At 33.7% G+C, this 13,884-nt stretch carries 13 protein-coding genes, 1 tRNA gene and 1 other RNA gene; 12 read left to right on the top strand and 3 right to left on the bottom strand.

What is annotated here, in order from left to right:
• The first annotated feature begins 4 nt into the window (after nt 1-4).
• The 9 genes from LBP67_09710 to LBP67_09670 all read left to right on the top strand — a co-directional run bounded on the left by LBP67_09710 (nt 5) and on the right by LBP67_09670 (nt 7,502).
• Entirely contained in the window at nt 5-1,483 is a 1,479-nt protein-coding gene (locus tag LBP67_09710; protein MDR2085254.1) for a hypothetical protein, read from the top strand.
• Between the two features lie 222 nt (nt 1,484-1,705).
• A tRNA-Lys gene (locus LBP67_09705) sits at nt 1,706-1,778 on the top strand.
• A gap of 3 nt (nt 1,779-1,781) precedes the next feature.
• An RNA gene (ffs, locus tag LBP67_09700) (signal recognition particle sRNA small type) lies at nt 1,782-1,875 on the top strand.
• A 25-nt stretch (nt 1,876-1,900) separates the two neighbouring features.
• A complete protein-coding gene (locus LBP67_09695; protein ID MDR2085253.1) occupies nt 1,901-2,515 on the top strand; it encodes a threonylcarbamoyl-AMP synthase in 615 nt (204 codons plus the stop codon).
• Between the two features lie 269 nt (nt 2,516-2,784).
• Nucleotides 2,785-3,306 carry a DUF4199 domain-containing protein gene (locus LBP67_09690; GenBank protein ID MDR2085252.1) on the top strand — a complete coding sequence of 174 codons (522 nt, stop codon included), beginning with the start codon at nt 2,785-2,787 and terminating at the stop codon, nt 3,304-3,306.
• Nucleotide 3,307: 1 nt separating this feature from the next.
• Complete coding sequence (locus tag LBP67_09685; protein ID MDR2085251.1) at nt 3,308-4,252, top strand: glycosyltransferase family 2 protein; 945 nt, start codon at nt 3,308-3,310, stop codon at nt 4,250-4,252.
• A 2-nt stretch (nt 4,253-4,254) separates the two neighbouring features.
• Nucleotides 4,255-4,845, top strand: coding sequence for an SIS domain-containing protein (locus LBP67_09680; GenBank protein ID MDR2085250.1), 591 nt, complete (start codon nt 4,255-4,257; stop codon nt 4,843-4,845).
• Nucleotides 4,832-6,061 carry an HAD-IIIA family hydrolase gene (locus LBP67_09675; GenBank protein MDR2085249.1) on the top strand — a complete coding sequence of 410 codons (1,230 nt, stop codon included), beginning with the start codon at nt 4,832-4,834 and terminating at the stop codon, nt 6,059-6,061. The genes LBP67_09680 and LBP67_09675 overlap by 14 nt, the downstream gene beginning before the upstream one ends.
• Nucleotides 6,062-6,071: 10 nt before the next feature.
• Nucleotides 6,072-7,502, top strand: coding sequence for a sodium:solute symporter (locus LBP67_09670; GenBank protein ID MDR2085248.1), 1,431 nt, complete (start codon nt 6,072-6,074; stop codon nt 7,500-7,502).
• Nucleotides 7,503-7,627: 125 nt separating this feature from the next.
• Here LBP67_09670 and LBP67_09665 read toward each other — a convergent pair whose 3' ends face one another.
• From LBP67_09665 to LBP67_09655, 3 genes are all read right to left on the bottom strand, one after another.
• Complete coding sequence (locus LBP67_09665) at nt 7,628-8,581, bottom strand: transketolase family protein (GenBank protein MDR2085247.1); 954 nt, start codon at nt 8,579-8,581, stop codon at nt 7,628-7,630.
• Between the two features lie 159 nt (nt 8,582-8,740).
• A complete protein-coding gene (locus LBP67_09660; GenBank protein ID MDR2085246.1) occupies nt 8,741-9,589 on the bottom strand; it encodes a transketolase in 849 nt (282 codons plus the stop codon).
• A gap of 23 nt (nt 9,590-9,612) precedes the next feature.
• Entirely contained in the window at nt 9,613-10,290 is a 678-nt protein-coding gene (locus tag LBP67_09655) for a protein-L-isoaspartate(D-aspartate) O-methyltransferase (protein MDR2085245.1), read from the bottom strand.
• Between the two features lie 71 nt (nt 10,291-10,361).
• On the opposite strand from LBP67_09655, the gene LBP67_09650 reads away from it, so the two are divergent.
• The 3 genes from LBP67_09650 to LBP67_09640 are packed head-to-tail and all read left to right on the top strand — an operon-like array spanning nt 10,362 to nt 13,698.
• Nucleotides 10,362-11,351: a Gfo/Idh/MocA family oxidoreductase gene (locus tag LBP67_09650; GenBank protein MDR2085244.1), complete on the top strand. Its 990-nt coding sequence runs from the start codon at nt 10,362-10,364 to the stop codon at nt 11,349-11,351.
• 31 nt (nt 11,352-11,382) lie between these two features.
• Nucleotides 11,383-12,273, top strand: coding sequence for a hypothetical protein (locus LBP67_09645; GenBank protein MDR2085243.1), 891 nt, complete (start codon nt 11,383-11,385; stop codon nt 12,271-12,273).
• Nucleotides 12,274-12,276: 3 nt separating this feature from the next.
• Nucleotides 12,277-13,698 carry a sugar transferase gene (locus LBP67_09640; GenBank protein MDR2085242.1) on the top strand — a complete coding sequence of 474 codons (1,422 nt, stop codon included), beginning with the start codon at nt 12,277-12,279 and terminating at the stop codon, nt 13,696-13,698.
• Nucleotides 13,699-13,884 lie beyond the last annotated feature (186 nt).

Here is a 13,884-nt window from a genome sequence, read left to right as displayed (position 1 = left end):
TAAAATGAAGAAAATTCCTTTATTAATAATCTTGCTTTCGTTCTCTCTTATTCTCTTCGCTCAAAGAGAAAAAGAAAGCAATCCTTTAAGATTTGAGATTAATATCGGAAACAACAGCACCGAACCAAGTCCGTGTATAGCAATAAATTGCGGAGAATACGGTGTAGTCGTAAGTTATATTATATCCACAGCATCTTCAGGAGATTCCTTAGCCTTTGTTATAAAGCTTTTAGATGTAAACTTAGAAACTTTTAAAGAAACGTCTTTCGTTCTTCCGTCGGATTATTATATAAGAGCCCACACAAGACATAAAAGCAATGTTTTCGTTGCTTTGTCAACATCTTCGACACGAAAGAATGCAACAGATATATTATTGGTAAAATTTAACTTGGAAAGCGGTGAAATTTCGACATTAGAAACAAGCTACGATTCACCGGTAAATATAAATGTAATCACAGCATCAAATAATATCGTCCTAATTTCATTAATCGATAAAAAAGATAGATATCATTTGCTTTCAATGAACTTCGCTAACAAACAAAATTCATTTATATATACTTCTTCGGAAAATTCTACATACAATATTTTATCTCTTATCAGATATACCGATGAGGATAACATATACATAAGTATGACTAAAAGAACAGATTTATCCTATGTTTTTAATTTATTTGAATTTAACGACGGTATTTCAAGATTAAAATTCGACAAAGTTCTTGGCGACAGCACCTTGCTGACGTATGCTGCTCCCTTAAAAGATATCAATGGAAATATCAACTCAATTGTCGGAGCATATTTTTCGGGGAATTTAAAAAATTTAATTTCATCAAGCGGTTTTGGATATTCATCATCCGGAATATTCAATATCGATATAAATTCTTCTTCATTTAATCTATTTCAACACAGACAATTAGCTAAAGACATCTATTATACTTGGCAGCAACCCCTGAAATATTTGGATATTGATAGTATTAATACATCATATATTTTTACTACAGAAGCTTATTCGCCGAAATACAAAGTAACTCCGCAAACCGATTATGATTTTTACGGACGGCCTTACACACGGTATTATCAAGAATTTATAGGTTTTACCACCGTACAAGCGGTGAATTATATTTTCGAAAGCAGCGGAAAGTTATTATGGATAGGAAATACGGAAGTTGAAAACACTGAACATACATTTATTCCGCATTCGAAAGTTATGGTTAATATTATTGAAGACGAAATTTTAAATGCATACTTTGCTAAAGATTGTATTACATACAAATTTATGAACTTTCAATATCGTTCCGAACCTGTTGAAAAATTTTATACAACAAAAAAATACAATAAAGATATCGTTGAAAATGAATATGACAGCATGATAGAACACTGGTATGAAAACAATTATCTTTTATACGGATATCAGACTATAAGAAACAATTCTATAAGCAAGAATAACAGAAGAACCGTTTTTTACATACAAAAAGTAGCTCTTTAGTTTCCAAATCCTCTTTTTTTAATTCAGAAAATCATATTTCAAACTCCATATTATAAAATTCGGCAACAAATTTTTAATAATTCAAAGATTCCTTAATTCAATAATTATCAGCTAATCATTATTAATTATTAAACTTTAATCGTTAATTGTTAATTTATTTTTTCATTTTTTCTTTGTTATTTAAAAAATTATTGTACTTTTGCACTCGCTTTTACGGCTACAGACTGAGTAGCTCAGCAGGTAGAGCATATGCCTTTTAAGCATAGGGTCCCGGGTTCGAATCCCGGCTCAGTCACTTGGGTAAGTCTTATACGACCAGCTCCCACTGAACTCCCCCAGGTTCGGAAGAAAGCAAGGGTAGGTGGTCGTAGCGGTGCGATATAATGCGCTTACCCTTTTTTTGTAAACCACAGTGATATGCTTGTAAAACTATATCCCGAAAATCCTAATTCACGTTACATAAATATAATTTGCGATACGCTCAAAAACGGTGGTATTATTATATATCCTACCGATACCGTTTATGCTATGGGTTGTGATATAAACAATATCAAAGCGGTTAACAAGATTGCAAGAATTAAAGGAGTTGCATTGGAAAAAGCAGATTTTTCTCTAATTTGTTATGATTTGAGTAATATTTCGGATTTTACCTGCCCTTTCCCAAATCATATCTTTAAACTAATGAAGGCTAATTTGCCCGGACCGTTCACATTTATATTAAATGCCAATAATAGTGTTCCTGCAATTTTCAAATCCAAAAAGAAGACTGTAGGCATAAGAGTTCCCGATAATAATATTATCAGAGAAATTGTTAAGGAATTGGGAAATCCGATTGTTACCACATCTTTAAGAGAAGACGATGATATCGTTGAGTACTTAACAGATCCGGAATTGATTTACGAAAAATACGAAGATATTGTAGATATTGTAATTGATGGCGGTTATGGCGGATTGGAACCATCTACAATTGTTGATTGTACTGAAGAGGAACCTATGATTGTAAGAGTAGGAAAAGGTGAGTTATTAATGTAATTGATTGGCTAATTGTCAATTAATGTGTCGATTAGAACATCACCACTATAATTTTATAATATTAGTTATCCAATAAATAATTATTGGCGTTAAGATAATTAGAAGATAAAATCAATAAAATAATTCCTGAATTTTTAAATTCGAAATCCTGATATATATTATTTGCCAAGAACACAATATGTCTTTTGAAAACAGAGACAACAACTGTTAATTGTTTGTTGTTAATTTTTCATTATCTTTGTACGTTTTTAATTTTAAAGCTTAAAATAATGAATGTTTGGAAAAACAGATTGTTATACGGTGCCAGTGCCGGTTTAATATTATTGGTTTATCATATTATTTTACAAGTTGCCGGAATTAGTTTCTCTGGTGGAATAATGGGATTCCTTAATTTTGCTATAGTCACGTCTTTATACATTATAGCTATGGCTAAGGGTATCAGAAGATACAGTAACGACCATCTTGAGGGATACGTTTCTTTTAACCAGGCTTTCTCACACGGATTCTTTATATATTTCATTGCGGCTTTTATTGATAAATTGAGAGATTGGGTTAATGTTTCTTTTTTGGGCGGAAAACAGGAGATGATTGCTCAAATGGAGAGCACAGATATAATGGAAAATTTTTATGACAAATTCGGCGCAGAATCTTATGATGCAATATTAAGCATGGCAGAAAAAATGTACGCTCCTATTCCATATTTATTTATAACAATATTTAATGTCGCAATAAGTGCACTTATCATTGCTCTTATTGTAGCTGCATTTACTAAAAAAGAAAGACCGTTCTAATATGCAAATATCTCTTGTAATACCCTTACTAAATGAAGAAGAATCGCTTCCGGAACTATTTAAATGGATAAGTAAAGTAATGAATGAAAATTGTTTCTCATGGGAAGCTATATTCATAGACGACGGGAGCAACGATTCTTCATGGAAAATAATCTCTGAAATCTGTATGCTTCATGCAAATGTTATCGGAATTAAGTTTAAAAGAAATTACGGTAAATCTGCGGCTCTTAACGAAGGTTTTAGAATTGCCTCCGGTGATGTTGTAATTACTATGGATGCCGATATGCAAGATAGTCCTGATGAAATTCCGGGACTTTATAACATGATAATCAATGAAGATTACGATATTGTTTCCGGATGGAAGAAAAAAAGATACGACCCTTTTATTAAACGAATTTCATCAAAATTCTACAATTGGGTTACACGTAAAGTTTCTAAAATTAATTTACATGATTTTAACTGCGGACTAAAGGCATACAAAAACGAAGTTGTTAAAAACATCGAGGTTTACGGCGAAATGCACAGATATGTTCCGCTTATTGCCAAAAAAGCCGGTTACAATAGAATAGGTGAAAAAGTTGTTCAACATCGTGCCAGAAAATACGGCAAAACCAAATTCGGAATGAGCCGGTTTATAAACGGATTTCTGGATTTAATGACTATCACATTTATCAACAGATACGGCAAAAACCCGATGCATCTTTTCGGTGCACTCGGCGCTCTCATATTCTTTATCGGTTTTGTTATATTTATTTGGCTTGTCATTCAGAGGTTTTTCTTTGCAGGCTACGGTATGACCGACAGACCATTGTTCTTTGTCGGACTGCTATGTATGGTGCTCGGATTCCAATCATTTTCAGTCGGTTTTACCGGAGAATTGATAACAAGAAATTCGCCGAATCAAAACGATTACAATGTTTCTAAAAGATTAAATCACAAAGATTAATTATGAATAAAAATAGAGTTGTCGAAGTATTAAAGCAATCTATTGAGGTTAAGGATAAAATTCTCAATGATTCGAAATTTATTGATGAAATTGCAGAAATTGCTCAAGTTATTGTAGATACTTATAAATTAGGCGGAAAAGTTTTAATTGCCGGAAATGGCGGCTCTGCTGCTGATGCTCAACACATTGCAGCTGAATTATCCGGAAAATTTTATTTCGATAGAGAACCGCTTGATGCTGAAGCTTTACATGTGAATACTTCATACCTTACCGCTGTCGCTAATGATTATTGCTACAATGATATCTACTCGCGGGCAGTAAAAGCTAAAGCTAAAAATGGTGATGTATTTATTGCAATCTCAACCTCAGGCAATTCACAAAACCTTATCAACGCTCTGGAATACTGCAATAAAAACGAAATTATTACCATTGGATTTACAGGTGAAAACGGCGGCAAAATGAAAGAATTATGCAAATACATTTTACGTGTTCCTTCAAATGATACTCCACGTATTCAAGAAGCTCATATTACTTTGGGACATATTTTGTGCGAACTCATCGAAACTGCCCTATTCGGAAATGAAAACAAATAGCGCTGTAATTCTCGCAGGCGGTTTCGGTTCCCGTCTTCAAACCGTTATAAGCGATATTCCAAAACCGATGGCACCTGTCAAGGATAAACCTTTCTTAGAATATCTTCTGATTCATTTATTGAAAAATGATATTACCGACGTTGTGCTTTCCGTAGGATATCTTCACGAAAGCATAATTTCATATTTCGGCAATAAATACGGTAAACATATTGAAATTGAAAATCGTATTGAATATAGGGAAATTAATATTTCGTACGCTATTGAGGAAAATCCTTTAGGAACTGGCGGCGCTATTAAATATGCACTTTCTAAGTCTAAAGGAAATGATATTTTCGTGCTTAACGGCGATTCATTCTTCGATATAAATTTACAGTCATTATCTGATTTTTATTTCGAAAAGAAAACTGATATTGCCATTGCTCTTAGAAAAGTCGATGATGTCGGCAGGTACGGTTGTGTGGAAATTTCAGAAAACAATACGATTAAATCTTTCCTCGAAAAAGGCCAGAAAGCCGGACAAGGATTGATTAATGCCGGAATTTACCTTTTGAATAAAAATCTTTTAAACGATTGTCCTGAAAAATTTTCTTTTGAAAAAGATTTTTTGGAAAAACAAACTTGTCAAATCTACGGATTAAGTTTCGAAAAAGATTTTATCGATATAGGTATTCCCGAAGATTATTATCGTGCGGATAAAATACTCGCCCCCTATTCTTCAGCGCTTTTTCTGGATCGCGATGGAGTAATAAATAAAAGAATTATTGACGGTTACGTTACCAAACCCGAAGAATTTATCTTCCTCGACGGCGTGATTAATGCAATTCAAACTTTTTCGTCAAAGTTTGAAAGAATATTTGTAGTTACAAACCAGCAAGGTGTCGGAAAAAAAATTATGACTTGCAAAGATGTTGAGAAGGTTAATAATTTCATGATTAAAGAAATTACTGCAAATGGAGGAAAAATCGACAAAGTTTATTTTTGTCCGCATTTGCAATCAGAAAATCATTTATGGCGAAAGCCTAATGTCGGAATGGCCTTACAGGCAAAAGAAGATTTCCCGGAAATCGATTTCGAGAGAAGTGTTATGATTGGGGATTCGGACAGCGACATTCTTTTCGGAAAAAATCTGAATATGAAAACCGTTTTTATCGGTAAAAATAATTCTTCGGCAGATGTTTGTTGTAACAATCTTGTCGAATTTGCATCAACCCTCTAAAACTAATTTAATGAGTTCAGGACTGATTTTAATTTGTTTTCTCGCATACACGCTAATAATTTTTATTATTTCATTTTTTACTTCGCGAAAAGCTAAGAATGAAAGTTACTTCATAGGAGAAAGGAAATCCTCATGGCCCATTGTTGCTTACGGAATGATAGGTGCGTCACTATCTGGCGTTACATTCATCTCCATTCCGGGCGATGTTTATCATTCGGGATTTTCCTATATGATGGTTGTTTTCGGATATTTACTCGGCTACGCAATAATTGCAACAGTTTTATTGCCTGTTTATTACAAGTTAAAACTTACGACAATTTATACATATTTGCAACAAAGATTCGGAAATATATCATATAGAACAGGTTCTACTTTCTTCATTATTTCGAAATTACTTGGTGCTGCCGGCCGATTGTTCCTTGTTGCCTATGTTTTACAGAAATTCGTATTTGATGCATGGAATATACCATTTGCAGTAACAACAACAATATTTGTAGGATTAATCATGCTGTACACATTCAAAGGAGGTATCAAAACAATTATATGGACAGATACTCTGCAAACAACCTTTATGATTGTATCCTTGATTGTGTGCTTCATTATGATAGTAAAAACACTTAATATCAGCATGCCTGAGATGTTTACAAAAATCTTCCAACACGATTACTCAAAAATGATTGTAACCGATTGGAACAGCAGACTTCATTATTTGAAACAATTTTTCGGGGGAGCTTTTATTGCGGTAACTATGACCGGATTAGACCAGGATATGATGCAGAAAAATCTGAGTTGTAAAAACTTAAAAAGTGCACAAAAGAACATGTTTATGATGAGTTCTTGTTTGATTCCCGTTAATTTTTTGTTTTTGGTTTTAGGAATAGCTCTTTATATTTTTGCAGATGCACAAGGAATTCCAATTCCGGCACAAACCGATAAATTATTTCCTCTTATTATGTTGAAATACCTTGGTCCTGCAGCCGGAATCGTTTTTATGATAGGATTGATCTCCGCAGCATATTCGAGCGGCGACGGAGCACTAACCGCTTTAACAACAAGTTTTTGTATAGATTTTCTTGGTTTTGAAGGAAAACGCAAGGATCTTTCCGAAGAAAAGAAAAAAAGTATTCGTATAAAAGTGCATTTCACCTTCGCAATATTGATGATTTTTCTAATTCTGGCCTTCAATAAACTCAACGACAACTCCGTAATTACTACAATATTTATGATTGCCGGATACACCTACGGTCCGCTACTAGGATTATTTGCTTTAGGATTATTCACAAAATTGAATCTAAAAGACAAATACGTTCCAATTATAGCCATAGCCGCACCTATACTATGCTATTACCTCAACACTATATTTCCATTCGGGTTTGCATTGATAATAGTAAACGGCGCAATAACGTTTATAGGATTATTACTAATTAGTAAGAAGAAATAGAAACTAAAAGTTTATCGTAATTTTTAGTTTCTGAAAATTTTCAATCGAAATAAATTCGATAGATATAATTTCAGAATCTATATATAATTTTCAATTATTTGCTGGCTAAGCTTTAGGAATTTCGGCTATTTGCGTTCAATAGCTCTCATTGTTGCTTCTATAATTGCCGAAGCATCAAGTCTATATTCCTTCAAAAGTTTTTCCGGAGTTCCGCTTTGTCCCCATACATCAAAAACCGCTACCGGTTCAACAGGAACAGGATATTCTCGCGCAAGTAATTGGGAAATAGAATCACAGAGTCCTCCGTTCAATTGATGTTCTTCTGCAGTAACAACGCAACCCGTTTTCTTAACAGAATTTATAATCGCTTGATTATCCAAAGGTTTTATCGTATGAATATTTATCACTTCAGCGCTAATACCTCTATCTTCCAAAAAATTACATGCTAGTATTGCTTCCCACACCATTATTCCCGTCGCAAAAATCGAAACCTCGGTTCCGGGATTAATCATTTGAGCTTTACCGATTACAAATTCTTCTCTTGCGGCAGTAAAAACCGGTTGTTTTGGTCTTCCGAATCTTAGATAAACAGGCCCTTGATGTTCCGCAACAGCTATAGTAGCCTGTCGGGTTTGTTCGTAATCGCAAGGAACAATAACAGTCATTCCCGGCAACATTTTCATCATCCCGATATCTTCTAAAGTTTGATGAGTTGCGCCATCTTCACCAAGAGTAATTCCCGCATGTGAAGCACATATTTTAACATTCTTATTCGAGTAAGCAATAGATTGTCTGACCTGATCATAAACTCTTGCTGTCGAGAAATTAGCAAATGTTCCTGTAAAAGGTATTTTGCCCGCTGTTGCCAAACCGGCAGCAATTCCCATCATGTTGGCCTCTGCAATTCCTACTTGGTAAAACCTTTCAGGAAAATCTTTGGCAAAAGCATCCATTTTCAAAGAACCGGTTAGATCAGCGCACAAGGCAACAACATTTGGGTTTAGACTTCCTAATTCATGTAAACCTTGACCAAATCCGGAGCGAGTATCTTTATTATCTAGTATTTTATATTCTTTCATACGTAATTTTTTGTTTGTTTATTTTTGATTAAAAGTAATATGAGCCAAGTATAATGAGCAATTTAAATATCATCTAAAAACGACACTATGAAATTATACGGATTATTTTTATTTGATTTATAAATTTTGTTTATCTCGGCAATTTAATGTTAACCGCTTTTAATAATCAGATAACGAATCCGCATCTAATTTCTCCAAAGCTTTTGCAAGTTGCTCATCATTAGGCGCAACTCCGTGCCACTTATGATCATTCTCCATAAAGTCAACACCAGAACTCATTACAGTATGTAACAACAGCATAACAGGTTTTGTTTTATGTAAATCTTTCTTAGCATCATGTAATGCTTTTAAAATATCATCAACATCATTTCCATGTTTAACACTAATAACATGCCAGCCGAAAGCCTCCCATTTGGCTTTTAAGTCGCCTAAAGAAATAACGTCATCAACTTTGCCGTCAATTTGTTGACCATTATAATCGACTGCGGCAATAATATTATTTATATGTTTTGAACCGGCATACATAGCGGCTTCCCAGACTTGACCTTCTTGCAATTCTCCGTCACCAAGCAGAGCATAAACCAAGGAATCATCGTTGTTAGCTTTTTTTGCCAAGGCATGACCTATAGCCACAGACAACCCTTGGCCGAGCGAACCTGAAGCCGAGCGTATTCCCGGAAGATTGTGCGACATTGAAGGATGCCCCTGTAATCTCGAATCAAATTGCCTTAAAGTTGAAAGTTCTTCTATAGGAAAATAACCTCTACGAGCGAGTGTGCTGTACCAAGCCGGACAAATATGTCCGTTTGAAAGATAAAACACGTCTTCTCCATTAGCTTCCAAAGTGAATTTTTCAGGATTAATATTCATTTCAAAGAAATAAAGACAAACAAGGTATTCGGCACAGCTCAATGAACCGCCGGGATGGCCGGATTTAGCAGTATGTATCATCCGCAGGGAATCTCTTTTTACCTGCATTGCCATACTTTTCAACATTTGAGAATTCATATAAATAATCGGTTTTTAAGATTTTATTTCGATTTAAATTTTGTTATATCGGAAAGCATCGGGACAAAATTAAAATATCCGTGTTCGCTTACTTCAAATTCATCCTCTGCAATTTTAACAAATAATTTCATCAGTTGTATTTTATTTCTGTTTTGATCTATAATATCAATCGGAATTATCAATTTTCCGCCAACTACAAGCTGTTGCTTAAGTTCTTCCGGAACATACGGAGCAGCAGCCGTAACAATTATTCTATCAAATGGTTGATAAGAAGTTAAACCCTTATAACCGTCGGCTAAAAAACATTTTATTTTAGGATAATATTTTTTAAGAAAAGGTTGAGTTTTATCGAACAATTCCCTTTGACGTTCAATAGTAAATACTTTCGCACCCAAGGCATTAAGAACAGCCGCCTGATATCCCGAACCAGTACCTATTTCAAGCACTTTCTGCCCCGGAACAATATCAAGCAAATGAGTTTGAATAGCAACAGTTGAAGGTTGAGAAATTGTTTGATCATGACCGATAGAGAACGGCTTATCTTCATATGCAAATTCCAAAAAACTTGAATCTATAAACACATGTCGCGGGACATGATTTATTGCATTCAAAACTTTTTCATCTATCTTATTGTCTGATTTTTCTCTAATTATATCAACTAATTTTTGTCTTAATCCTTGATGTCTGAAATTATCATTCATAATATAAAAAGAAACTGCGAAAGTAACACTAAGTTTCTATAAATTTACTACATTTGCAAAAAAAATTTTTTATGCTGAAAATTGGTGTTCTTGGAGCCGGTCATCTCGGCAAAATTCATATAAAATGTATTAAAGAAATTCCCGAACTTAATTTAATTGGTTTTTACGACATAAATAAAGACGTAGCAAAAATTGTTGCGAAAGAATATAATATAACCGCTTTCGATAATCTTGAAGAATTAATTTCCGAAGTTGACATTGTGGATATTGTTACCCCGACAATCAAACACTTTGAGTGTGCATCTCTGGCATTAAAAATGGGAAAACATGTCTTTCTGGAAAAACCAATTGTAGCCACAACAGAAGAAGCCATAGAGTTGGCAAAAATTGCTTCTGAGGTTAATGTAAAAGTACAGGTAGGGCATGTTGAGAGATTTAACCCTGCTTATCTTTCAGTTAAAGATAGAATAAAAGATCCTATGTTTATTGAAATACACAGGCTATCGGATTATAATCCGCGCGGTACCGACGTACCTGTTATCTTAGACCTGATGATTCATGATATCGATATTTTGCTTCATATCGTAAAATCGCCGATCAAGAACATTCAGGCCAGCGGTGTTCCGGTAATCAGTAAAACCGCCGATATAGCAAATACTCGCATAGAATTTGAAAACGGCTCTGTGGCAAACCTCACTGCCAGTAGAATCTCCATGAAGAAAATGAGAAAATTCAGAATCTTCCAGCATAATTCATATATTGTTATTGATTTCTTAAAGAAAACTTCGGAAATTATTAATGTATCCGATAATCCCGATTATTCCGATCCTTTTGCCCTTATTGTTGAAGATGCTGATGGAGAAAATGTACGTCAACTTGTTTTCGAGAATCCTCCTATCAAAGACATAAACGCCATAAAAACCGAATTAGAAAGTTTTTATGACGCAATCATAAATGATGCCGATCCTATTGTTACAATGCAAGACGGAATAGATGCCTTAACCATTTCCAACAAAATCAACGATATGGTCAACGAGTCATTAAAAAAGGTCATAAATTAAAATAATCTATACTTAAGTTCGTTTATTAATTATGAGAAAATTTTACAATAAAGCAATAATATTAGCCTTTACATTATTTGTTTGTTTATTAACTTCATGCGGATATAATAATCCGGAAGGAATCCCGTCATACATTCAAATCGACACGGCATACTTCAATGCAAAATATCCTAACATACAAGGTTCATCATCAAGTGCTATTGTAGATGTTTGGGTATATGTTGATAATCAGATTCAGGGAATTTATGAACTTCCTGTTGTATTTCCGATATTAAGAGGCGGCTCAACAAACATTTTTTTACGTGCCGGTATTATGGACAACGGAAGTATTGATTCCAGAGTATATTATCCTTTCTATGATAAATATGATTTAGGCTCTGTTAATCTTATTCGTGGAGAAATTACCAAGATTGAATCCCCTACTTTCAACTACATCAGCCCTGATAATATGACTTTCAAATGGATAGAAGATTTTGAAAATTATTCTTCATCGCTTATCGCTAATCAAAATAGCGAAGCTGATATGCAAATCGCAACAGGTGGTGAAGTATTCGAAGGTAAATTCTCCGGGAAAATAGTTCTTGAAAATGAAAATACATATTTCGAAGTTGAAACTTCTAAATCATATAGCGATTTACCAACTAACGGGAGCGCAATATATTTAGAATTGGATTATAAAGTCGGCAGCACAATTGAGGTAGGTATTAAAGCAACTTATGAAGGAAGTGCTATAATTAAATATCCGGCAATTTATATTGTTTCGCGGGATAATTGGCGAAAGATATATGTCAACTTAACTCAACTGATTTTAGAATGTTACAATGCCAGTTATTTCAATATTTATATTTCGGGCGGAAATGCCGATGAAGACACTATTGAAAAAACAGAGTTCTATTTTGACAATATAAAACTAGTTTATTAATAAATGACTAAAAATATACAATTACAAACTGCTAAATGTGTAATAACAGACTACATTGCGGCAGTACTTGCATGGGTAGCATTTTTTTTCATCAGAAAAACATTTGAAATCTGGGATTTGGATTTGTTATACAGATCTATTATTGTAGATAAAAATTTTTGGTTCGGATTGGTACTAATTCCTTTATGTTGGTTAATACTTTATGTTCTTGTTGGTACTTATCGCAAAGTGTTTAACAAATCTCGTTTGACAGAACTGGGTAGAACATTCTTAATATGTCTGATCGGCAGCATTATACTTTTCTTTGCAATTATTTTAGATGATAACGTTGAATCTTATAAGGGATATTACAAATATTTTTTACTCTTATTCTCCACTCATTTCATCATCACATCTATTTTCAGACTAATTATCACAACAAATTCAATTCGAAAAATTGATAAAAAGATAATCGGATTCAATACTATAATAATCGGCAGCAACGGAAATGCTTTAGAAATTTACGAAGAATTAACCGCAAAACAGAATTATTCCGGCAATTTCTTTGTAGGCTTCGTAAATGCTGTTGAATATCCCGAATACAAATTAGAAAAGTTTATTCCCCATTTAGGAAATTATTCCGATTTATCAACAATTATCTCTAAATATGATGTTGAAGAAGTAATTATAGCAATTGAACGAACCGAATTTAAAGTTGTTGAATCTATTATAAACATTCTTGAAAATCATGATGTTATATTAAAAATAAAGCCTATCTTACAAGATATTTTGATGGGTGCGGTGCGAACAACCGGAATTTTCAATGTTCCATTAATAGAAATAAATCCCGAACCCTTACCAATATGGCAGAAGGTTATCAAAAGAGGTTTTGATATTGTTGCTTCATCTTTAGTTTTGATTATTGCCTCCCCTATTTACTTAATTACTGCTATTGGGGTTAAGCGCTCTTCTCCCGGACCTATTTTTTACGGACAAGAGAGAATAGGAAAAGGCGGCAAACCTTTTATGATGTACAAATTCAGATCAATGTATGTTAATGCCGAAGATGCCGGGCCACAACTTTCGTCTAAAGACGACACCAGAATTACTCCCTTCGGTAAGTTTATCAGAAAATACAGACTGGATGAATTGCCTCAATTTTATACTGTATTGATAGGGCAAATGAGTATTGTAGGCCCCAGGCCGGAAAGAGAATATTACATTAATAAAATTACCGAAAGAGCTCCGTATTACAGACTTTTGCTAAAGATAAAACCGGGAATAACAAGCTGGGGGCAGGTTAAATACGGTTATGCGGAAAATATTGATCAAATGATCGAACGCTTACCTTATGATTTACTGTACATTGAAAATATGTCTTTAGCCATGGATTTTAAAATCTTAATCTTTACGGTTAAGATAGTATTTCAGGGTCGCGGTGTATAACAAGAATAAGCTTCAATATAAAAATGGTTTATTAATATAAATAATAATTAAGAATTAATCTTCTGATTTTTTAGTTCAAAACAAAAACTTATTCTTTTTTAATATTAAAACCATTTTTCATTACTTTGGATTGCTTAATGCTTAAACCTTTTATTAATTAATGACATTAATATTTCATATACTTCA

It is taken from the genome of Bacteroidales bacterium, assembly GCA_031276035.1.
Lineage (GTDB): Bacteria > Bacteroidota > Bacteroidia > Bacteroidales > BM520 > RGIG7150.
This window is presented reverse-complemented; position numbering and strand designations above follow the sequence as displayed.

Coding starts and splice junctions, on each gene's coding strand:
- LBP67_09670 (MDR2085248.1), top strand. CDS start 6,072: ATGAGTTCAGGACTGATTTTAATTTGTTTTCTCGCATACACGCTAATA.
- LBP67_09675 (MDR2085249.1), top strand. CDS start 4,832: ATGAAAACAAATAGCGCTGTAATTCTCGCAGGCGGTTTCGGTTCCCGT.
- LBP67_09645 (MDR2085243.1), top strand. CDS start 11,383: ATGAGAAAATTTTACAATAAAGCAATAATATTAGCCTTTACATTATTT.
- LBP67_09695 (MDR2085253.1), top strand. CDS start 1,901: ATGCTTGTAAAACTATATCCCGAAAATCCTAATTCACGTTACATAAAT.
- LBP67_09690 (MDR2085252.1), top strand. CDS start 2,785: ATGAATGTTTGGAAAAACAGATTGTTATACGGTGCCAGTGCCGGTTTA.
- LBP67_09655 (MDR2085245.1), bottom strand. CDS start 10,290: ATGAATGATAATTTCAGACATCAAGGATTAAGACAAAAATTAGTTGAT.
- LBP67_09665 (MDR2085247.1), bottom strand. CDS start 8,581: ATGAAAGAATATAAAATACTAGATAATAAAGATACTCGCTCCGGATTT.
- LBP67_09650 (MDR2085244.1), top strand. CDS start 10,362: ATGCTGAAAATTGGTGTTCTTGGAGCCGGTCATCTCGGCAAAATTCAT.
- LBP67_09660 (MDR2085246.1), bottom strand. CDS start 9,589: ATGAATTCTCAAATGTTGAAAAGTATGGCAATGCAGGTAAAAAGAGAT.
- LBP67_09640 (MDR2085242.1), top strand. CDS start 12,277: ATGACTAAAAATATACAATTACAAACTGCTAAATGTGTAATAACAGAC.
- LBP67_09680 (MDR2085250.1), top strand. CDS start 4,255: ATGAATAAAAATAGAGTTGTCGAAGTATTAAAGCAATCTATTGAGGTT.
- LBP67_09685 (MDR2085251.1), top strand. CDS start 3,308: ATGCAAATATCTCTTGTAATACCCTTACTAAATGAAGAAGAATCGCTT.
- LBP67_09710 (MDR2085254.1), top strand. CDS start 5: ATGAAGAAAATTCCTTTATTAATAATCTTGCTTTCGTTCTCTCTTATT.